This is a genomic window from Serratia microhaemolytica, assembly GCF_004011885.1.
Taxonomy (GTDB): Bacteria; Pseudomonadota; Gammaproteobacteria; order Enterobacterales; family Enterobacteriaceae; genus Serratia_G; species Serratia_G microhaemolytica.
Genome location: NZ_SBEF01000043.1, coordinates 1 through 20,455 on the forward strand (window position 1 = coordinate 1; position 20,455 = coordinate 20,455).

The 20,455-nt window shown below is 48.2% G+C and carries 20 protein-coding genes, 1 tRNA gene and 1 rRNA gene; 4 read left to right on the forward strand and 18 right to left on the reverse strand.

Annotated features, from left to right (window positions below; genetic code table 11):
• The 3 genes from EOJ37_RS12290 to deoB all read left to right on the forward strand — a co-directional run.
• Positions 1–117 (forward strand): EF-Tu C-terminal domain-related protein (locus EOJ37_RS12290; RefSeq protein WP_445482723.1); only part of this gene is annotated, 117 nt, incomplete at its 5' end.
• A 182-nt stretch (positions 118–299) separates the two neighbouring features.
• Entirely contained in the window at positions 300–926 is a 627-nt protein-coding gene (rhtC, locus tag EOJ37_RS12295; RefSeq protein ID WP_127960203.1) for a threonine export protein RhtC, read from the forward strand.
• A gap of 137 nt (positions 927–1,063) precedes the next feature.
• Positions 1,064–2,305 (forward strand): phosphopentomutase, encoded by a 1,242-nt coding sequence (gene deoB, locus EOJ37_RS12300; protein ID WP_127960204.1) that lies wholly within the window; start codon positions 1,064–1,066, stop codon positions 2,303–2,305.
• Between the two features lie 162 nt (positions 2,306–2,467).
• Here deoB and fdx read toward each other — a convergent pair whose 3' ends face one another.
• From fdx to trmJ, 8 genes are all read right to left on the reverse strand, one after another.
• Positions 2,468–2,800 (reverse strand): ISC system 2Fe-2S type ferredoxin, encoded by a 333-nt coding sequence (fdx, locus tag EOJ37_RS12305; protein WP_127960205.1) that lies wholly within the window; start codon positions 2,798–2,800, stop codon positions 2,468–2,470.
• Positions 2,801–2,802: 2 nt separating this feature from the next.
• Entirely contained in the window at positions 2,803–4,653 is a 1,851-nt protein-coding gene (gene hscA, locus EOJ37_RS12310) for a Fe-S protein assembly chaperone HscA (RefSeq protein ID WP_127960206.1), read from the reverse strand.
• A gap of 148 nt (positions 4,654–4,801) precedes the next feature.
• A complete protein-coding gene (gene hscB, locus EOJ37_RS12315; RefSeq protein ID WP_127960207.1) occupies positions 4,802–5,338 on the reverse strand; it encodes a co-chaperone HscB in 537 nt (178 codons plus the stop codon).
• A gap of 42 nt (positions 5,339–5,380) precedes the next feature.
• Positions 5,381–5,704 (reverse strand): iron-sulfur cluster assembly protein IscA, encoded by a 324-nt coding sequence (gene iscA / locus EOJ37_RS12320; RefSeq protein ID WP_127960208.1) that lies wholly within the window; start codon positions 5,702–5,704, stop codon positions 5,381–5,383.
• A gap of 54 nt (positions 5,705–5,758) precedes the next feature.
• The gene (gene iscU, locus EOJ37_RS12325) at positions 5,759–6,145 is read right to left on the reverse strand and encodes a Fe-S cluster assembly scaffold IscU (protein ID WP_127960209.1); all 387 of its coding nucleotides are present in this window, start codon (positions 6,143–6,145) and stop codon (positions 5,759–5,761) included.
• Between the two features lie 24 nt (positions 6,146–6,169).
• A complete protein-coding gene (locus EOJ37_RS12330) occupies positions 6,170–7,384 on the reverse strand; it encodes an IscS subfamily cysteine desulfurase (protein ID WP_127960210.1) in 1,215 nt (404 codons plus the stop codon).
• Positions 7,385–7,443: 59 nt separating this feature from the next.
• A complete protein-coding gene (iscR, locus tag EOJ37_RS12335; RefSeq protein ID WP_127960211.1) occupies positions 7,444–7,938 on the reverse strand; it encodes a Fe-S cluster assembly transcriptional regulator IscR in 495 nt (164 codons plus the stop codon).
• 182 nt (positions 7,939–8,120) lie between these two features.
• Positions 8,121–8,858, reverse strand: coding sequence for a tRNA (cytosine(32)/uridine(32)-2'-O)-methyltransferase TrmJ (gene trmJ / locus EOJ37_RS12340; protein ID WP_127960212.1), 738 nt, complete (start codon positions 8,856–8,858; stop codon positions 8,121–8,123).
• A gap of 227 nt (positions 8,859–9,085) precedes the next feature.
• Here trmJ and suhB point away from each other — a divergent pair, with 227 nt between their 5' ends.
• Positions 9,086–9,889 carry an inositol-1-monophosphatase gene (suhB, locus tag EOJ37_RS12345; protein ID WP_127960213.1) on the forward strand — a complete coding sequence of 268 codons (804 nt, stop codon included), beginning with the start codon at positions 9,086–9,088 and terminating at the stop codon, positions 9,887–9,889.
• A gap of 124 nt (positions 9,890–10,013) precedes the next feature.
• On the opposite strand, the gene EOJ37_RS12350 is transcribed toward suhB, so the two are convergent.
• The 10 genes from EOJ37_RS12350 to rrf all read right to left on the reverse strand — a co-directional run.
• Complete coding sequence (locus tag EOJ37_RS12350) at positions 10,014–11,033, reverse strand: nickel/cobalt transporter (RefSeq protein ID WP_127960214.1); 1,020 nt, start codon at positions 11,031–11,033, stop codon at positions 10,014–10,016.
• Positions 11,024–11,659: a DUF1007 family protein gene (locus EOJ37_RS12355; RefSeq protein WP_127960215.1), complete on the reverse strand. Its 636-nt coding sequence runs from the start codon at positions 11,657–11,659 to the stop codon at positions 11,024–11,026. Before EOJ37_RS12355 ends, EOJ37_RS12350 begins: the two co-directional genes overlap by 10 nt.
• Before the next feature lie 812 nt (positions 11,660–12,471).
• Positions 12,472–13,725, reverse strand: coding sequence for a serine hydroxymethyltransferase (glyA, locus tag EOJ37_RS12360; protein ID WP_127960216.1), 1,254 nt, complete (start codon positions 13,723–13,725; stop codon positions 12,472–12,474).
• Between the two features lie 236 nt (positions 13,726–13,961).
• Positions 13,962–14,300, reverse strand: a complete 339-nt coding sequence (gene glnB, locus EOJ37_RS12365; RefSeq protein WP_127960217.1) for a nitrogen regulatory protein P-II — start codon at positions 14,298–14,300, stop codon at positions 13,962–13,964.
• Positions 14,301–14,353: 53 nt separating this feature from the next.
• Complete coding sequence (locus EOJ37_RS12370) at positions 14,354–15,976, reverse strand: NAD+ synthase (RefSeq protein WP_127960218.1); 1,623 nt, start codon at positions 15,974–15,976, stop codon at positions 14,354–14,356.
• Positions 15,977–16,175: 199 nt separating this feature from the next.
• A complete protein-coding gene (glrR, locus tag EOJ37_RS12375) occupies positions 16,176–17,513 on the reverse strand; it encodes a two-component system response regulator GlrR (protein ID WP_127960219.1) in 1,338 nt (445 codons plus the stop codon).
• Complete coding sequence (locus EOJ37_RS12380; protein ID WP_127960220.1) at positions 17,510–18,454, reverse strand: two-component system QseEF-associated lipoprotein QseG; 945 nt, start codon at positions 18,452–18,454, stop codon at positions 17,510–17,512. The genes glrR and EOJ37_RS12380 overlap by 4 nt, the downstream gene beginning before the upstream one ends.
• Positions 18,455–18,457: 3 nt before the next feature.
• Complete coding sequence (locus tag EOJ37_RS12385; protein ID WP_127960221.1) at positions 18,458–19,894, reverse strand: sensor histidine kinase; 1,437 nt, start codon at positions 19,892–19,894, stop codon at positions 18,458–18,460.
• A gap of 292 nt (positions 19,895–20,186) precedes the next feature.
• A tRNA-Asp gene (locus EOJ37_RS12390) sits at positions 20,187–20,263 on the reverse strand.
• Positions 20,264–20,356: 93 nt separating this feature from the next.
• Positions 20,357–20,455: ribosomal RNA gene (gene rrf, locus EOJ37_RS12395) — 5S ribosomal RNA — on the reverse strand; the annotation flags it as partial.

Here is a 20,455-nt window from a genome sequence, read left to right on the forward strand (position 1 = left end):
GTGAACATGGTTGTTACCCTGATCCACCCAATCGCGATGGACGACGGTTTGCGTTTTGCGATCCGTGAAGGTGGCCGTACCGTAGGTGCAGGTGTTGTTGCTAAAGTTATCGCTTAATCGCCGATAAGTGAGTTACCTACTGGATACTGCAGGATCCAGTGCGTACAGCGCAAAGCCCCACTCATCAGAGCGGGGCTTTTTGTTTTGCCATCTCTGCCATCTGTTATTTGTTAATCTCTGTTGATCTTTCTGCTGGCTGGCAGAGGCCAACCTGCGAGATGAGATAAGGAGCCGCCATCATGTTAACTCTGTTTTCCGTTGTAGCGCTGATACACCTAATAGCGCTAATGACACCTGGCCCCGATTTCTTTTTTATTTCACAGACCGCGCTCAGTCGCTCCCGTGCAGAGGCAATGATGGGGGTATTGGGTATCACCCTAGGTGTAATGATCTGGGCAGCACTGGCACTGCTTGGCCTGCAACTCTTGCTGCAACAAATCGCCGGGCTGCAACGTTTCATTATGTTAGCCGGTGGACTTTACCTCTGCTGGCTTGGTTGGCAACTCCTGCGTTCAGCCTATGATCGGCATCAGCAGCATGAGGAAACAGAAGCCACGGCAATCACACTGCCACAACCAGGGCGCAGTTTGTTACGTGGCCTACTCACCAACCTCTCCAATCCTAAAGCTTTGATCTACACCAGCAGTGTGTTCTCACTGTTTATCGGCAATGAAGTTGAAACCACTACCCGCTGGGGACTATTTGCATTAATAACACTGGAAACCTTTGCCTGGTTTACGCTTGTCGCAATAGTTTTTGCTCTACCCACCATGCGGCAAACCTATCAACGTCTGGCAAAGTGGATCGATGCGCTCGCCGGTGGCCTATTTATTGCTTTTGGCCTACATTTAATTTTTTATCATTAACCACTTAATTTCTTTACTTGCCCTAGGCTGTTGCGGTTAACTGACCGCTTAATTAATGGCTATCTGCAATTCAACAGCATTAGCACAGTAAAACCTGTGCAAGATTATACTGCGCAGTAAAGGATCAGGAGAAAGCGATGAAACGCGTATTTATTATGGTATTAGACTCATTAGGTATTGGCGCAACAGAAGATGCCAAACAGTTTGGCGATCAGGGCGCCGACACGCTCGGCCACATTGCTGCCGCCTGCGCGCGTGGTGAAGCCGACATTGGCCGTAGTGGCCAGTTATCGTTGCCCAACTTAAGCCGTTTGGGATTAGGCAAAGCTGCTGAAGCCTCTACCGGCCAGTTTCCTGCTGGTTTAGATCCACAAGCAGAAATTATTGCTGCTTATGGTTATGCGCGTGAACTCTCATCAGGAAAAGACACACCTTCTGGTCATTGGGAGATGGCTGGTGTTCCAGTGCTGTTCGACTGGGGATATTTCACCGACAAACAAAACAGCTTTCCAACCGTGCTGCTAGAAAAACTGGTGCAACGCGCCAATCTACCTGGCTATTTTGGTAACTGCCACGCCTCTGGGACCGATATTATTGATCAGTTTGGCGAAGCTCATATGGCAACAGGCAAGCCGATTTTTTACACCTCGGCAGACTCTGTATTTCAAATCGCCTGCCACGAGCAGACTTTTGGCCTAGAGCGCCTCTATCAACTCTGCGAAATTGCGCGCGAAGCGCTGACTGCCGGTGGTTATAACATTGGCCGTGTGATTGCTCGCCCATTTATCGGTGATAAAGCGGGTAGCTTCCAACGCACCGGCAACCGGCACGATCTGGCGGTAGAACCACCAGCAGCAACAGTATTGAAAAAATTACTGGATGAAAAAGGTGGTCAGGTGGTAGCGATTGGTAAAATTGCTGACATCTACGCCAATGTCGGTATTAGCCAAACCGTCAAAGCTACCGGCATTGATGCATTGCTGGATGCCACACTCGATGAGATGGAAAAAGCTGCTGATAACACCATCGTCTTCACCAACTTTGTCGATTTCGACTCTGCCTATGGTCACCGACGTGATGTAGCCGGTTACGCCGCTGCTCTTGAGCTGTTTGATCGTCGCGTTCCAGAACTGCTCGCGCATGTCACCGGTGATGACATGATTATCTTTACTGCTGATCACGGCTGTGATCCGACCTGGCCAGGCAACGATCACACCCGCGAGCATATTCCCGTGCTAATTTATGGCCCGAAAGTGAAACCCGGCAGCTTCGGTCAGCGCGAAACCTTTGCCGATATCGGGCAAACTATTGCTGATTACTTTGGCTTATCGGCAATGGACTACGGTACAAAGCTGTTCAACTTAACTGACAGTGAATAGTTGTGACTGTTACACGCTGGGTACTGCTGTATTGACCATTTGCGCGGGGACTCGACTCCCTGTCGCAACTCGCCGATAGAGTAACGATGTGAAGCGATTTCCCAACCGCCATAAGGCGGGTTGGGAGATAAGGAGAAAAGAAATTAGTGCCCGCGTGCGTGGTTACTCACGTGCGTGGTTGATAGTGTAGCGTGGTATCTCTACGACCAGATCCTCTTCCGCCAGTTGTGCTTGGCAACTGAGACGGCTTTCCGGTTCTAGCCCCCACGCCTTATCCAGCATGTCATCTTCCAGTTCACTGCTCTCTGGCAGTGAATCAAACCCCTCGCGCACGATGCAGTGGCAAGTGGTGCAGGCGCAAGATTTCTCACAGGCGTGTTCAATATCAATTCCGTTACGCAGTGCTACATCCAGTATCGTTTCTCCCGCTTCACCCTCAAGCACCGCACCCTCAGGGCAGAGTTCCTGATGCGGTAATAAAATAATTTTTGGCATAATTACATCTCATCAACAGAGTGACCGGTTAGTGCTTTGCGGATCGACGTATTCATACGGCGCGCAGCAAAATCTTGTGTGCTGCTATCCACTAATTTGATGGCTTGTTCAATTGCCGTCGGTTCGTCGCCTTGCATCGTCTGTTGTAACGCAGCAACTGCATCGTCGATAACAGCCCGTTCGTCAGCAGTCAATAACGCAGCGTCGCTCGCTAGCGCACCTTGCAGACTTTCTAATACTCGAGCCGCTTCAACCCGCTGTTCTGCCAGTTTACGCGCATTGATGTCCAACTGAGCATGAGCCATTGAGTCTTTGATCATCGAGGCAATTTCATCATCGGTTAAGCCGTAAGAGGGTTTAACCTGTACCGCCGCTTCCACGCCAGTTGATTTCTCTTTGGCTGTGACACTCAACAGACCATCGGCATCAACCTGGAAGGTCACACGAATATGAGCACCACCTGCCGGCAGTGGTGGTAAACCACGTAAGGTAAAGCGCGCCAAAGAGCGGCAATCTTGTACCAGTTCACGTTCGCCTTGCAGTACATGGATCATCATTGCGCTCTGACCATCTTTGAAGGTAGTAAATTCTTGTGCGCGTGCCACCGGAATGGTGGTATTACGCGGGATCACCTTCTCGACCAAGCCCCCCATCGTTTCTAATCCCAGTGAGAGCGGGATCACATCGAGCAGCAGCATGTCGCTGTCAGGTTTATTACCCACCAAGATATCGGCCTGGATCGCCGCCCCCAGAGCCACAACTTTATCCGGATCAATGCTGGTGAGTGGTGTGCAGGCAAAGAACTCGCCCACCTGCTGGCGTACCAGTGGCACACGGGTTGAGCCACCCACCATGACGACTTGTAGGATCTGTTCAGACTCAATCTGGGCATCTTTCAGCGCACGGCGACATGCTAACAAGGTGCGTTTAATCAGTGGGCTGATCAAGGCTTCAAACTGTGCGCGTGTCACCTCACCCTGCCAGCCAGCAATACTCACTATGGTACTGTCAGCCTGACTCAGCGCAATTTTGGTCTCAATTGCCAGATCAAGCAGTTGCCGTTGTAGACGATGATCAGCACGATCAGTTATTGCTGCCTGTTCACGTAACCACTCAGCGAGCAGGTGGTCAAAATCATCGCCACCTAGTGCCGAATCACCACCGGTGGCCAGCACTTCAAACACACCACGGCTTAACCTTAAAATCGAAATATCAAAGGTGCCGCCGCCTAGGTCATAGACCGCTATCACCCCTTCCTGACCTGAGTCGAGACCATAAGCAATCGCCGCAGCGGTCGGCTCATTCAGCAAACGCAGTACATGTAAGCCCGCCAAACGTGCAGCATCTTTGGTGCCTTGGCGCTGTGCATCATCAAAATAGGCCGGTACTGTAATCACGACACCATCTAGCTCACCCGCTAATGCCGCTTTGGCTCGCTCAGCCAGTGTGTGAAGAATGTCAGCAGAAACGCTGACTGGATTCACCATGCCAGCAGCCGTGACCATCTGGGGTAATCCCTGATTAGTCGGCTGAAACTGGTAAGGGAGATCGGGATAACGCTGTTGCAGATCGACCAGTGAACGTCCCATCATTCGTTTGACTGAACTGATGGTGTTCACGGGGTCTTGCGCAGCTTGTGCTCGTGCTTCCCAGCCAACCTGCCGTTGCGTAGTTTGATAGTGAACTACAGAAGGCAACAGATGACGACCTTGAGTATCAGCAAGCGTTTCGGCCTGACCGCTTCGAACAGTGGCCACCAGCGAATTGGTGGTTCCTAAATCAATTCCTACCGCCAAACGACGCTGATGTGGGGCAGCAGTTTGCCCCGGCTCACTAATCTGTAATAACGCCATATTTCGATACCCAAGGTCAGTAAAATTATTGCCACTCTTTTGGCAACAACACGGAGTCAAAGTTGAAACTGCTATCTTTGGATGCGTTTTGTTCGCTGAATGTCAAAGCGTGCGTCCATGTTAAGAATATTGTACGGACGAGAAGTGCTTATGTAAAACCGAGTAATTTCTCTTCGAGCTGTTCTTGTTGCTGCTGAAGTTTGTCTAGGAAACGCAGTTTACGCACGCTGTCGGCCGCCTGCGACCACTGCTGTTGATCCAACTGTGTAACCATTTGCTGGCGATAGCTCAGCAGCAGTTTCTCTACCCGAGCGGTAAACGTAGCTAATGCTTGCAGCGCATCTGCGCTGTTTCTAATCGCCTGATGTTCAATCGTATCGAGTTCTTCACGAAGTTCAAGCTGTTGCATTAAAAATGCACTGTCACGCAGCGTCTGTTGCTCATTACGGATATCAATACCTTGTAACAAGAGCAGATATTCGGCACGTCTTAACGGGTGCTTGAGTGTCTGATACGCTTCGTTGATGGTTGCCGCCTGTTGTAACGCGATTAACCGTTGCCGTTCAGGCTGACTGGCAACGCGATCCGGATGATACTGGCGCTGTAATTCCTGGTAACGCAACGTCATGTTGCTGATGTCGAGTTGGTAACACTGCGGTAATGCAAATAAAGTAAAGTAATTCATCAGCTGTTCACATTGTTATCGTTACCATCGAGCCAACTTGGGTCAGACGTTAAAACTCTCACCGCAACCACACTCACTGGTCACATTGGGGTTATTGAACTTAAAGCCTTCGTTCAAACCTTCTTTGACAAAATCAAGTTCGGTACCATCCAAGTAAACCAGGCTTTTACGATCAATGATTACCTTAACGCCTTTATCTTCAAAAACAATATCATCATCATTCATTTCGTCAACAAACTCGAGCACATACGCCATTCCTGAGCAGCCAGAAGTACGCACCCCTAGCCGCAGGCCCAACCCCTTGCCACGGTTCGTCAGAAATGCCTGAACACGCTGTGCAGCGCTGTCGCTCATACTAATCGACATAACACCCTCATTCAAAACAAAGCCCAGCAATGTGGGCTAATTGTTGTTGGTTAGTTACGACTTGTTGTGTTTGCTTTTGTAGTCGGCAATCGCAGCTTTGATCGCATCTTCAGCCAGAATTGAACAGTGGATTTTAACCGGTGGCAGTTCAAGTTCTTCAGCAATTTCAGTGTTCTTGATCTCTGCCGCTTGTTCGAGCGATTTACCTTTCATCCACTCAGTCACCAGCGAACTAGAAGCGATCGCTGAACCACAACCGTAGGTTTTAAAGCGAGCATCTTCAATGATGCCATCACTGTTAACCTTAATCTGTAGTTTCATCACATCGCCACAGGCCGGCGCCCCTACCATGCCACTGCCAACATTCGGATCTTCGTTATCAAATGAACCCACATTACGCGGATTTTCATAATGATCAATAACCTTTTCACTATAAGCCATAGCGTTACCTCTCAATTCTGCGAATTAATGATGAGCCCATTCAATACTATTGATATCGACACCCTGTTTGAACATTTCCCACAATGGCGACAATTCCCGCAAACGGTCAATCGATTTGCGCACTAATGCAATCGCATAATCGATCTCCTCTTCAGTGGTAAAACGCCCAAGCGAGAAACGGATCGAGCTGTGTGCCAACTCATCGCTCATTCCCAATGCCCGCAATACGTAAGAGGGTTCAAGGCTGGCCGAAGTGCAGGCTGATCCGGAAGAGACCGCCAGATCTTTCAGTGCCATAATTAACGATTCACCCTCAACATAGTTGAAGCTAACGTTGAGTATGTTTGGCGCACCATGTTCTAAGTCACCGTTTAAATAGACTTCTTCAATATCTTTGACACCATTCCATAGCCGATCACGCAGGGTGCGCAGGCGCGCCATTTCACTCGACATCTCCTGTTTGGCAATGCGATAAGCTTCCCCCATACCGACTATTTGATGCACCGGTAAGGTACCTGAACGCATTCCGCGTTCATGTCCACCACCATGAATTTGTGCTTCTAGGCGAATACGTGGTTTGCGGCAAACATAGAGCGCTCCAATCCCTTTCGGACCATAGATTTTATGACCCGAAAACGACATCAAATCAACTTTGAGTTGGCTCAGATCAATCGGTAACTTACCTACGCTCTGTGTAGCATCAACGTGGTAGATGATGCCTCGCGCACGGCACAGTTCACCGATTGCAGCAATATCCTGTATGACACCGATTTCGTTGTTAACGTGCATAATCGAAACGAGGATGGTATCTGTACGCATCGCTGCCTGTAGTGTCTCTAGGTCAAGCAGGCCATTACTCTGCGGAGCAAGGTAGGTGACTTCAAAACCTTCACGCTCAAGCTGACGGCAAGTATCGAGTACCGCTTTATGCTCAGTCTTGCAGGTAATGATGTGTTTGCCCTTTTTCTGATAAAAGGTCGCTACCCCTTTGAGGGCCAGATTGTTCGATTCTGTTGCACCAGAGGTGAAAACTATCTCACGCGGATCGGCCCCCACCAGCTCAGCAATTTGATTACGGGCGATATCAACCGCCTCTTCAGCCTGCCAACCAAAACGATGCGAACGTGACGCTGGATTGCCAAAGGTGCCGTCCTGTGTCAGGAACTGCATCATTTTCTCAGCCACGCGCGGATCAGCCGGAGTCGTTGCTGAGTAGTCTAGATAAATCGGTAATTTCATTGCGCTATTGCTCCGAAAACCACTTTAAGAAATCAATAAATTAGGGCTGCCGATTCTGCTTATGTGCGCAGATTAACATCTATTGTCTGTTGCAGCCGACCGTTAACCGCACGGCGTCGATCATTATTCTGACGCCCCGCCACATCGAGTACTTCCTGACTGTTTAGCATCTCCGCTAACGTGATGTTATTGAGGAAACCGCTAATGCGGTCACTCAAATCCCGCCACAAGGCATGGGTTAAACAACGCTCTCCACCTTGGCAATCTGAGTTGCCTTGGCAACGGGTCGCATCGACCGACTCATCGACAGCAGTGATCACTTCGCCAACCGCGATCTCTGTGGCGTCTTTACCTAGCCGATAACCACCGCCAGGCCCGCGAACACTCGCCACTAAGCCATGTTTGCGTAAACGAGAAAACAGCTGTTCCAGATAAGAGAGAGAAATACCTTGGCGTTCTGAGATATCCGCCAGCGATACCGGCCCGATCTGGGAATGTAGTGCAACATCCAACATTGCAGTCACTGCATAACGGCCTTTAGATGTGAGTCTCATGGCAAGAAATTACCCGTTATTGAAACATGCCTGAGAGTCTGTCATTACCTAGCGATTCAGTCAACTATTTACCCTACTATTTTACTCAGGTATTACTCTCACACCGTGACTCAGGCCAGCTAAAATATACATTTTTTAACCATTTCTAACTAGGTTAATAGCGCTATTTGACCAGGTGAAAATCAACTATGTTGATCTTTATCTTTTTTTTCAAAAGAGCTTAACATGCCACGTAAGATATTCAGCTCTTGAGCTTCTGGGCGTGCTCGTGCAAACAGACGACGCAGGCGATTCATCACCTGACCAGGATGAGCCGCACGGATAAAACCGGTACTTAATAGCGTCTGTTCGAGATGTTGGTAGAAATGTTCCAGCTCTTCTGCTTTCGGGTAGCGTGGTTCCTGCTGTGCAGGCGTTGGTATTACCAACTGCTGCGCAAGATAAGCAACACGTACCTCATAGGCAATAATCTGCACTGCCATCGCCAGATTGAGTGAGCTATAGTCGGGATTAGCCGGGATTGCGACATGATAATCGCATTTTTGCAACTCATCGTTGGTTAATCCAACGCGTTCACGGCCAAACACTAACGCCACATCACCACTGTGACTCTCCTCAACCGCACGCACACCACACTCACGCGGCTCCAGCATTGGCCAAGGTAGGCTGCGTGAGCGGGCACTGGTACCAACCACGAGCCGACAGCCAGCAATGGCTTGCTCAAAATTCTCAACCAGCACTGCATTGCCAATCAAATCACTGGCACCCGCTGCCAGTGCAATAGCTTGTGAATCCGGCTTTACCAGTGGGTTGACCAGATAGAGATTGGTTAATCCCATCGTCTTCATTGCACGCGCAACGGAGCCAATGTTACCTGTATGAGAAGTTTCAACCAGAACGATACGGATGTTATGCAACATATCAACTCTAAGTGTAGCGGAAAATGGCAGCATCTTAGCACAGCAGCCCAGCGAGGGCTAACCAGCGCGCTGCCTGTTTTTCAGTCGATTGAAGCTGTTCCGTCTACCATGCAAACAAACCATACATACCGACAGCGCACAATGCCGGACTAAGATTAGCCAGCCCACAGAACAACTGGTATACTGCGCACCGTAACCCGTTCTTTAACATTCCGTGGAAGATACCCATGCATCCGATGCTGACAATTGCGGTGCGCGCTGCGCGCAAAGCAGGCAATTTGATTGCCAAACATTACGAGACACCAGACGCTGTAGAAGCGACACAAAAGGGCTCTAACGATTTTGTTACCAATGTCGATCGCGATGCTGAGCGTCTGATCATCGACATTATTCGTAAGTCTTACCCAAAGCATACCATCATCAGTGAAGAGTGTGCCGAGTTGGCGGGTGAAGATCCGGATGTACAATGGGTGATCGATCCACTGGATGGCACCTCTAATTTTATTAAACGCTTCCCCCATTTTGCGGTTTCTATCGCCGTTCGCATCAAAGGACGTACTGAAGTCGCTGTAGTTTACGATCCAATGCGTAACGAGCTGTTTACCGCAACCCGTGGGCAGGGTGCGCAACTTAACGGCTACCGTCTACGCGGTTCCCATGCCAAAGATCTCGACGGAACCATTTTGGCAACCGGTTTTCCATTTAAAGCCAAGCAACACGCCGCGACTTATATCAATTTGGTCGGCAAACTGTTTACACAATGTGCTGATTTTCGGCGCACGGGTTCAGCCGCTTTAGATCTGGCTTATGTCGCGGCTGGCCGAGTGGATGGTTTCTTTGAAATCGGCTTAAAACCTTGGGACTTCGCCGGTGGTGAGCTGTTAGTGCGTGAGGCTGGTGGTGTGGTGAGCGACTTTGTTGGCGGCCATAATCACTTCAAATCCGGAAATCTGGTCGCAGGTAATCCACGTGTAGTGAAAGCGCTACTTGCGACGTTACGTGAAGAACTCAGCGAAGCACTGAAACGTTGATAGCCTAGCCGTTACTCGGCACAACCAATAAGCATGACACGTAAGCACTACAGGCGTTGGCAACCAACAACAACGCCTGTAGTTTTGTGGTCAATAAACTGATACTTTTCGAGTTATTGCGAGCTTAACGTAAGAACAGACGCACACCACCACCCAGACCAGGTTGCGCACTGGTATACAGCAGCAAACCTGCAATCAGTAGTATCATACCGCCAGTAAATGCAACCGCCCACCACGCTACGGCACGCCATGCCGCAGGCGTGCGCCGAGCACTGAGACGGATGGCCAAATCACGGCTGTAGTAGACCAGTAGTGCCAAACACGAAAGCGTGAGTGCAGTGCCGATTGCCATCGCAAATGCTGAGAAGATACCCCAAGCAAATACGTCAATCACCTTGGCAAAAATCAGCACCATAATAGCACCCGAACAAGGTCGCATTCCCATAGCAAGCACAATGGCTGCTTTTGTACGCCAGTCATCACCCGCCTGTAGTTGTGCCTCGTTTGGTAGATGCTGATGACCACATCCACAATGGTCACTGTGTACATGATCTGCTGGCAGCGGTTGCAACTGATGAATCTGTAGTGCTGAACCAGGGCGCATCGCTTTCACGACCAGGTAAAGCCGTTTTGCCGCACGCAAACTTAACAACGCCCCTAACAACATCAACAACACAAAACTACCTTGCTCCAGCCAGAAAGTACTCTGATGCAGCCGGCTTGATGAGAGCTGTAACACAACCAACACCAGCAGCACTAAACCAATCGCTACCACTCCCTGTGCCAGTGCAGCCAGTAGGGTAAGTTGAATGCTGTTTTTCAGACGTGTTGGATGGGTAGCCAAATAAGCAGAAATAACAATCTTGCCATGTCCCGGCCCAAGTGCATGTAGCACACCATAACCAAGGCTAAATAGCAGCAACGTAAGCCCTGCCTGCTGTGGTGCGGCTTTCACCTGCTGCAACAGCACCGCCATTTCCTGCTGTAAACTCTTTTGCCAGGCGGTACTCTGCATCAGTAGCTGTGGCCAGTAGTACCAGATGGCGATACCACCAACTAACAATAGGATCAAGAACAGAACAAGCGGCCACAAATTCAGCAACCAATTACGCTGATGATTAACTTCTGGGCGCTTCACTGACATTTCAATCTCACCCGCTGAGCAAACTCTTGACCTAATTGCATATCTTCATCCGGCATATCACTTTTATCCAGTGACAACGCATAGGCTTTTAACAATTCACTGGGGGTTGGGGTAACTAACTCACATTCACACCGCGCTGCAATTTCCGGTGGCAAATGTATCGAATCTTTATTTTTATATCTCATATCAACAAAATAGGTCGGATCGTAGGTTGAGACTTCAAACGTTCTCCCTGCCAAATCTTGTGGTTCAGTTAATGGCAATACAAACGCCAATACCGCTTTATACCCTTGACGATACAATTGGTAATCACTAGGTAGACTCTTATACTTTATCGGTTTACCATCACGATAAACGTAGGTGAAGTAGTGTTGTCCAGTGACGTTGGCCATCACTTCTGCCGCGAGTTTCTTCCAAACTTCAGGGTCATCTTTGCCATTCTCTGCGTCATATAACAGATCAGCTGAGGTCATCTCATCCATAACCCAAACCATTTTCAATCCGGTCAGTTTCTGCTCCCTCATCTCAAAGCTAACATCCATATCGATAAAACTGTGTGGGTGAGCAAAAGCCTCCGTGCTGCACAGTACCAACAGGCTTGCTAAAGCACCGCGTAGTTTCATCATCAAAGCACACTCATCATTTACTAAACAACCCAATTAAATCAACCAATAAAAGCGCTATAGTGATACTCACAGTTCCAAATTCAAACCGGTACAGAGCGAGATCACCAGGCTGATAAAAACAATAAAATTTATCAATTTTCAAATCAGAACCGCGATAACTCATGACCCACCGGACAACGATGAAGCGCGGCATCACAGTGGGTGAATAGATCAAGCGAGTTATCCTCAGCTTGGGTAGCTGATTAAAATTGCTACATTTTTATAAAATGCACCCAAAATAAAAAATGACAAACCTACTCTTGCCTGACATTTTGTTACCGTCGCAATGTGAGTCAGTAACACTCAACCTAGCAAATTAGACCACAAAACAAATAAAAATTCCTAACGGAATGTCAATCAGCAGCACAACACGCTTTAGAACACCCCATCAGCAGCAAAAAAATCAGCAAGATATCGAGATTAGCAGCAGTAAAAACCATCGTGCCATTAGAGAGCAGAACTCAAGAAAGGTAGTGAAACCAACAGAAAACCCCAATAATATACTGATTATAAAACATTTAAATCATTTTAAACTTATCGAAAATCCAGGTCACTTGCCAAACATTAACATTCACTGAGCAGGAACAGGACTGCCCATTCATCAAACAGGCGGCGCATTATCGCATTTAATACCACCGATTTACCACCTGTATACTTGTGGAGGTGAAGACTCTGACCAATCAAAAAATTAACCCATTGAGCCAACAATGAAAAAGCTCGCCTAGGGGCGAGCTTCTGTCACTAAATATAAATTTAGCCAATAATACAGGGTGTTAGGCATAAACCGGCAAGCGAGCACAGATTGCCAGCACTTTCTCTTTCACTCGCTGAATGGTTGCTTCATCATTGATATTGTCCAGTACATCACAGATCCAACCCGCCAGTTCGCGCACTTCTGCCTCTTTAAAACCACGGCGAGTGACCGCCGGAGTTCCAATCCGCACCCCCGAAGTGATAAACGGACTCTTCGGATCATTTGGCACACTGTTCTTGTTAACAGTGATGTTCGCTCTGCCCAGTGCAGCATCGGCCTCTTTGCCAGTTAAATTCTTATCAACCAGATCAAGCAGGAACAGATGGTTATGCGTACCGCCAGAGACGACTTTGTAACCACGCTGGATGAAAACATCCACCATCGCTTTGGCGTTAGTCGCAACTTGCTGCTGATAGATCTTAAATTCAGGTTCCATTGCCTCTTTCAGCGCTACCGCTTTACCCGCGATCACGTGCATTAGAGGACCACCCTGCCCACCTGGGAAGACTGCTGAGTTGAACTTTTTATACAGATCTTCATTGCCGCCTTTGGCCAAAATCAAGCCACCACGTGGCCCTGCCAAAGTCTTGTGCGTGGTTGTCGTGACAACATGCGCATGAGGTACTGGGTTCGGGTAGACGCCCGCTGCGACCAAGCCAGCGACATGGGCCATATCAACAAACAGATAAGCACCTATGCTGTCAGCAATTTCACGCATTTTTGCCCAATCGACAACACCGGAGAAAGCGGAAAAACCGCCGATGATCATTTTAGGTTTGTGGGTTTGTGCCTGTTTAGCCAGATCATCATAATCAATCTGACCAGCCGCATTGATACCATAAGGCACTACATTGTAGAGTTTGCCCGATAGGTTAACCGGAGAACCATGCGTTAGGTGGCCACCGTGCGCCAAGTTCATACCCAGAATCGTATCGCCCGGTTGCAGCAAGGCAGTGTAAACCGCAAAGTTCGCCTGAGATCCAGAGTGTGGTTGTACGTTGGCATAGTCGGCACCAAACAGCGCTTTGGCACGATCAATCGCTAGCTGTTCAACAATATCGACATACTCACAGCCACCGTAGTAGCGTTTGCCAGGATAGCCTTCAGCATATTTGTTGGTTAATTGTGAGCCTTGCGCCTGCATCACTCGCGGGCTGGTGTAGTTTTCTGATGCAATCAGCTCAATGTGCTCTTCTTGACGCACGACCTCTTGCTCCATTGCTTGCCATAATTCAGCATCGTAATCAGCAATGTTCATTTCACGCTTTAACATCCGGCATCTCCTGGCTTCAATTCAGCTTACTATACCCAAAGTAGGCTATCTGCTTATCTACCAAGACTGTCAATACAGCACCGACAAAATGGTAGACAGAGCAACAGCAATACCCTCTCAAGTTCAAGACCGACAGTGTAAACCGTTTCTCGTGAGTGAAGATAGGTCTTGACAGCGCTTTTTACGCAAACGATTAGCTGGTCTGCTGACAAGGCAGCACGGCGCCAACCCCAGCATCAAATCGCATCTTCATCCTGTTCACCGGTACGAATACGAACAACACGTGCCACATCAAAGACAAATATCTTGCCGTCACCAATTTTTCCGGTTTGCGCCGTCTGCATAATGGTTTCAACACAGGTATCAACAATGTCATCAGCGACCACGATCTCAATTTTTACTTTCGGCAAAAAATCGACCATGTACTCAGCACCACGGTAAAGCTCAGTATGTCCCTTTTGGCGACCAAACCCTTTCACTTCAGTCACAGTCATGCCGGTAATACCGACTTCAGCCAATGCTTCACGCACGTCATCAAGCTTGAACGGCTTGATAATAGCATCAATTTTTTTCATCTTATTTCCTTGCGCTGGTTACACCAGAGTGATTTGCTCGTTGTCTTTACAACTCACCAATTTTGACGCCCAAAACCAGAGGTGATCGGATAGCGCCGATCCTTACCAAAACCCCGTGCCGTAATACGTGGCCCTACGGCAGCCTGACGTCGCTTGTACTCATTGATATCCACGAGGCGGATTACCTTGCGCACTACGGCTTGGTCAAAACCCTCAGCAACCAGTTCCGCGACCGACTTGTCTTGTTCGACATAGCCTGCCAGGATAGCATCCAGAATATCGTAAGGCGGCAAACTGTCCTGATCACACTGATCTGGAGCCAGTTCAGCAGAAGGCGGACGATCAATCACTCGCTGCGGTATCACGTAAGAGAGGCTATTGCGATACTCCGCCAGCTGGAATACCAGTGTCTTCGGAACATCTTTCAATACATCAAAACCACCTGCCATATCACCATAGAGTGTGGCATACCCTACCGCCATTTCACTCTTATTTCCGGTGGTCAATACAATCCGACGGCGTTTGTTAGAGAGTGCCATTAGCACCACACCACGACAGCGCGCCTGTAAATTCTCTTCTGTAGTATCGCGTTCAGTATTGGTAAACATCGGGGCAAGCTGTGCCATAAAAGCATCAAACATTGGCTCAATCGAGAGTATATCAAATTCAACTCCCAGGATTTCTGCCTCTTCTCGGGCATCAATAACGCTGATATCCGCCGTGTAACGGAATGGCATCATCAAAGCCTGCACTTTATCGTTACCTAAGGCATCGACGGCAATCGCCAGCGTCAACGCCGAATCAATACCGCCTGATAGGCCAAGTATCGCACCTTCGAAGCCGTTCTTGTGCACATAATCACGCACTGCCAGTACTAGCGCCTGATAAACCTCTGCCAGTTGTGACATCGGTTGGGCAGGTGTTGTCATCGGCACAATGCTAAGCTCATGCATCTCTATTCGCACCACTTGTTCAGCAAAAGCAGCCAAACAGTGTGTTATTTTTCCTTTATCATCAAATACCTTTGAACCACCATCAAAAATCAGTTCATCCTGGCCACCGACTTGGTTCAGATAGATCAGCGGCAACCCGCTACGACTACAGTGTTCTGATAACAAGCTGTGTCGAATATAGGGTTTTTCCAGATTATATGGTGATGCATTGATTGACAGGATAATCTCTGCGCCGGCAGCTTTCACTGTATCAACCGAGTCCGCATACCAAAGATCCTCACAAATCAATAGACCGAGACGGTAACCATTAAGCTCAACGACACAGCTTTGCTCTCCCGCAGCAAAATAGCGTTTTTCATCAAAAACGCCGTAGTTAGGCAACTGCTGTTTAAAATAACGTGCCTGCAATTTACCTGCCGAGAAGAGTGACAGTGCATTGTATAACCTGCCATTTTCACGCCACGGGTGACCAACCAAAATCGCTATCTGGCTCGCCGCCTGTTGCAAACAATCGAGTTGTTGCTGGCAACGAAGATGGAAGTCGTCACGAAACAGCAGATCCTCTGGTGGATAACCTGACAATGCCAGTTCGGGGAACATGACCAAATCAGTTCCCGCTTGCTGCTGCTGTTTGACTATCTGCAACATGCGTTCGCTGTTGCCTTCAATATCGCCCACCAATAAATTTAACTGGGCGAGTGCAATCGAAATTGATCTGCTCATATCTCTATGGTCTGCCATACCACTACGAAAAAATCGAGTAAAAAGCTGCTGTATCTGCGCTATTGCATCGGTCATCTAGCTAAACTGGGTATACCGGATAGCACAGACATGCTCAGCTACTGTGTGTTTCAGTTTCTATGTACGTTCTGGCGCCAAACTGGTCATGACAATCAAACCTGTTGGGAGCGGCGTTAAACTATCATTGTTTAAACTCATTGGCGTCTAACCCATGACGCGACAATAACTTATAAAATTCCGTGCGATTACGCCCAGCTAAGCGTGCCGCCTGAGTAACATTCCCTTTGGTGATTTGCAGTAACTTGCGCAGGTAGTGCAACTCAAACTGGTTACGCGCTTCAACAAAAGTCGGCAGGATGGTGTTCTCACCCGTCAACGCCTGCTCTACCAAAGCCTCATTGATCACCGGTGCACTGGTCAAAGCCACACACTGTTCGATCACATTCACTAGCTGACGCACATTGCCCGGCCAACTCGCTGTCATCAGGCGCTTCATGGCATCAGCTGAGAAACTGCGCACAAATGGCTTGTGCCGTAACGCAGCCTCTCTTAACAACTGATTGGCCAGTAAAGGAATATCTTCAGAGCGTTCACTGAGTGTGGGCATCTTAAGCGTTACTACATTCAATCGATAGTAAAGATCACCACGGAACTCATTTTTTTCCATTGCTTTGGGGAGATCACGATGAGTCGCAGAGATAACCCGTACATCGATATCAACATCACGGTTACTGCCAAGTGGTCGCACTTTACGCTCTTGCAACACACGCAACAATTTCACCTGCAATGAAAGTGGCATGTCACCAATTTCATCTAACAGTAGAGTTCCCCCCGCTGCTGCCTGAAATAGCCCTTCTCGCTGACTTACTGCACCGGTGAATGCCCCTTTGGTATGACCAAATAATTCTGACTCAAGCAGTTGCTCCGGCAATGCACCGCAATTAATCGCGATAAATGGCTGTTTAGCTCGTGTACTGCCTGCGTGGATCGCCCTTGCCAGTACCTCTTTACCGGTACCACTCTGGCCAGTAATCAGAATACTAACATCTGATTGTGCAACCATTTTAGCCTGTTCTAATAATCTCAACATCGCTGGGCTACGGGTAACAAAAGTTTCTTGCCACACGCCTTCACTCGCAGGCGATGAGAGCGATAAAGCATCATCAATTGCGGCATAAAGTGCATCACGATCAACCGGTTTAGTCAAAAAACTAAATACTCCCTGCTGTGTTGCAGCGACAGCATCAGGAATAGAACCGTGTGCAGTAAGAATAATCACCGGCATTCCTGGTTGATGTTTCTGAATTTCAGCAAACAGTGCCATGCCATCCATCTCATCCATTCGCAGATCACTGATCACCAAATCAATCTTTTCTTTTACTAGCACGCGCAATGCTTCTTGTCCGCTCTCGGCTGTTCTGACATGAAACCCTTCACTGGTTAGGCGCATGCCAAGTAGTTTCAATAGACTGGGATCATCATCGACCAATAACAGATTTGCTGACTTGCGAATTGTCATTGTCCAGCAGCTCCTTTTTCAGTAGCAGTTGCTTGCTGTTGAGTCGGTAAGGTCGTGCTAGCATCACTGTGCTGAACCCCGCCGTTCAATGACGCTTCGAGCGTGGACGCAGAAGCCGCAGGTGTTGCCACTTCCAGTTTGGCTGCTGGTGGTTTTTGTGCTTCAGGTTTTGTCGCTTCAGTCACCTTTGATGCTGCAATGCCACTTGCTGATATCTCACCTTGCTGCTGCTTACGTGAGGAGAGCTGCCGTTCAATGTCAGTCAAGTTTTTTAATTTCAAAGAGATATCATGCAATTTCTGTTGCAACTGCAACGTCTCACGTTGTAACGACCCGATTTTGCTACTTGTGCTCTCTTGCAGTTGTTGATGGCGTGTTTTTTCATCCTGCAGTAGCCGTTGTAGAAGGTACTGCTGGCGCCATAACTGTACCAAGCTATGCAGTGCGGCAGGATACTGTACACGGCGACTATCTAGCCCCTCAATCAGCATCTGGTTCTCACGTGTATTTAGCATCACATCACTCAACAGGATGGCTTGCTTTAAATAACCTTGCCAAGTGCCATCAGCTTGTTGATTCGCCCAAACACGTGCCTGTTCAACATCAAGGTCAAGCGCTTCAATGCAGGCCATCAGTTGTAACCAATGCCGTGGATCTTCTACCTGTGTCTGTGCATTCTGCTGCATTAAGACGTCACAGGCGATTGCTGGCACACCCTCAGGTTGAATCAACTCTACAGCCTCTGCCGTTTGTTGACTGAAATCACTACTTATCGCTGAATCAGCACAGCCCATCAGCAGAAATGGCACAGTGAACAACGAACTCAATAAAGAGATCCAGCGCTGGCCGGCGGACAAATCACGAAAACTTGCGGGTTTACTTTTTCTCTGTGTTAACTGGGTTCTCTGCGTTAACTGGGCACAATTAAACTCTGTATACATTAGTTATTCATTCTCACGAGTCAATGGCAGTTCAATTCGAAAGCAAACATCAGCATCAGGAGTTTCAACCAATTTCAGTTCACCACGCATTCGACGAATGCAATCCTGTGCAATACTCAACCCCAATCCGCTTCCCTTAACAGCACCTTTTCTTTGATGACTACCCTGAAAAAAAGGCTCAAAAATCATATTTTTTTCTACCATTGGGATTGCAGAACCACTGTTGGCTACATCAATCTCTATTCTTTGCCCAACACGGCGGCTACGCACCCAGATGTTACCGGATTCGTCTCCATAGTGCATTGCATTCGAATAGAGATTATCCAATACACGCATCAGCAGACTATATTCAGCCCAGCATGTTTTTACATCGAGCTGAATCGATGTCTGTAGCATCTTCGCGCGTGCTGGTAATGTATGCGCGGCAACCACTCTCTCCACTAATTCTTGCAGATCAACATACTGATGCTGTGATGGTGCATCTGCCAGTTTACGGTTGTAATCTAATAACTGTTCAATTAACTGCTGTAAGTCGCGGCTGCTCTGCTTAAGAATGGTGACTATCTCCTTTTGATCACCGTTCAATGCTCCCGCCACTTCATCATCTAATAATTCTGTACCCTCCCGCATACTGGCAAGTGGTGTTTTCAATTCATGCGAGATATGACGCAGAAATTCATGGCGTTGTGACTCCAACCACGCCAAGCGATCGCTCAACCAGATAATCCCCTGGGCTAATGATCGTAATTCGTGTGGGCCGCGAAAAGAGGGTGCGATACCAATCTGTTCACCTGCACCAAGGCGACTAATCATGCGTTCAACTGCTTTAACCGGCCCAATAATCATGCGAGTAAATAGCACCACCAGTAGCACACTAACCAAAAAAAGTTGCAGCGCCTGCCAACCAAAATATTTTCCTCGTTCGGCAATCGCTTGCTGCAACTGCTGCCCCCGGGCAAAAACGACATTGCGTGTTGCCTGCACCATCTCGGCATTTGAGTGAGAAAAAGACTCTAGTAATTGAGCAGCAGTGTTATCTGGTGCGCTGTTATAGCACTGAAAGGATTGTAGGCGGTTTAATAAATCACGTAAGGTTTGATAGTAACGTTCATCAGGCAAGATCGCAGCGTGCGCTTCAAGCATCTGTGAGTACTGTTTACGCTGTTCTTGGTAGAGATGTTCTAAGGTAGCATCAACTAAAACACAGTATTGGCGATAACTGCGTTCCATCTCCAGCGCCACACTACTCATTGCCTCACTACGTCTAGCATCAACCAATGTAGTACGGTTTATATCAGCAGCTTGTGTACTGAGATGATCAAGACTTTGATAAGCCTGATAGGCCAAGATTAGCAGTGGCAGTAATACCAGCAGGAACGCAATCACTACCAATTGACGTAGTGAGCGCGGAAAAAGACTCCATTTCTTCAACGAAATCACATTGCTGTCTCTATAGATGTCATACCATAACGTATTGAACTACTGATGATGCTACACAATAGAGCCCGTGACAACTACTGTATCAGACAATGATAAAGCTCACTGACTGCTAGAAAAATTCTCAGTAATTCATACCGACTTTCACACTCCATAACGCCACTTACTCATTGTTTGCTATGCAATTACTGAGCTAGAACTGCCTGAACTTCAGGTTTGATCATAGCGGTATATTTTCATATACGCTGAAAATGGAAAAAGCCCTGAGTTTGCACTCAGGGCTTTCCGGTAAAGGTGGCGGAACGGACGGGGCTCGAACCCGCGACCCCCTGCGTGACAGGCAGGTATTCTAACCAACTGAACTACCGCTCCACCGATTTTGTTACGTTACATCTCGCGATGTTAGCAGAACTTTTGTCTCAGTTCCACTCATTATCAGGCGTCACCCCAACAACGTTTATAGGTGCCTGGCAGTGTCCTACTCTCGCATGGGGAGACCCCACACTACCATCGGCGCTACGGCGTTTCACTTCTGAGTTCGGCATGGGGTCAGGTGGGACCACC

What these genes read in the sequence shown, in the direction of transcription:
- glrR (WP_127960219.1), bottom strand. Translation starts at nt 17,513, where the DNA reads ATGACAATTCGCAAGTCAGCAAATCTGTTATTGGTCGATGATGATCCC.
- EOJ37_RS12370 (WP_127960218.1), bottom strand. Translation starts at nt 15,976, where the DNA reads ATGAGCAGATCAATTTCGATTGCACTCGCCCAGTTAAATTTATTGGTG.
- EOJ37_RS12330 (WP_127960210.1), bottom strand. Translation starts at nt 7,384, where the DNA reads ATGAAATTACCGATTTATCTAGACTACTCAGCAACGACTCCGGCTGAT.
- EOJ37_RS12350 (WP_127960214.1), bottom strand. Translation starts at nt 11,033, where the DNA reads ATGTCAGTGAAGCGCCCAGAAGTTAATCATCAGCGTAATTGGTTGCTG.
- suhB (WP_127960213.1), top strand. Translation starts at nt 9,086, where the DNA reads ATGCATCCGATGCTGACAATTGCGGTGCGCGCTGCGCGCAAAGCAGGC.
- rhtC (WP_127960203.1), top strand. Translation starts at nt 300, where the DNA reads ATGTTAACTCTGTTTTCCGTTGTAGCGCTGATACACCTAATAGCGCTA.
- glnB (WP_127960217.1), bottom strand. Translation starts at nt 14,300, where the DNA reads ATGAAAAAAATTGATGCTATTATCAAGCCGTTCAAGCTTGATGACGTG.
- EOJ37_RS12380 (WP_127960220.1), bottom strand. Translation starts at nt 18,454, where the DNA reads ATGTATACAGAGTTTAATTGTGCCCAGTTAACGCAGAGAACCCAGTTA.
- trmJ (WP_127960212.1), bottom strand. Translation starts at nt 8,858, where the DNA reads ATGTTGCATAACATCCGTATCGTTCTGGTTGAAACTTCTCATACAGGT.
- EOJ37_RS12355 (WP_127960215.1), bottom strand. Translation starts at nt 11,659, where the DNA reads ATGATGAAACTACGCGGTGCTTTAGCAAGCCTGTTGGTACTGTGCAGC.
- hscA (WP_127960206.1), bottom strand. Translation starts at nt 4,653, where the DNA reads ATGGCGTTATTACAGATTAGTGAGCCGGGGCAAACTGCTGCCCCACAT.
- hscB (WP_127960207.1), bottom strand. Translation starts at nt 5,338, where the DNA reads ATGAATTACTTTACTTTATTTGCATTACCGCAGTGTTACCAACTCGAC.
- iscU (WP_127960209.1), bottom strand. Translation starts at nt 6,145, where the DNA reads ATGGCTTATAGTGAAAAGGTTATTGATCATTATGAAAATCCGCGTAAT.
- iscR (WP_127960211.1), bottom strand. Translation starts at nt 7,938, where the DNA reads ATGAGACTCACATCTAAAGGCCGTTATGCAGTGACTGCAATGTTGGAT.
- iscA (WP_127960208.1), bottom strand. Translation starts at nt 5,704, where the DNA reads ATGTCGATTAGTATGAGCGACAGCGCTGCACAGCGTGTTCAGGCATTT.
- fdx (WP_127960205.1), bottom strand. Translation starts at nt 2,800, where the DNA reads ATGCCAAAAATTATTTTATTACCGCATCAGGAACTCTGCCCTGAGGGT.
- deoB (WP_127960204.1), top strand. Translation starts at nt 1,064, where the DNA reads ATGAAACGCGTATTTATTATGGTATTAGACTCATTAGGTATTGGCGCA.
- glyA (WP_127960216.1), bottom strand. Translation starts at nt 13,725, where the DNA reads ATGTTAAAGCGTGAAATGAACATTGCTGATTACGATGCTGAATTATGG.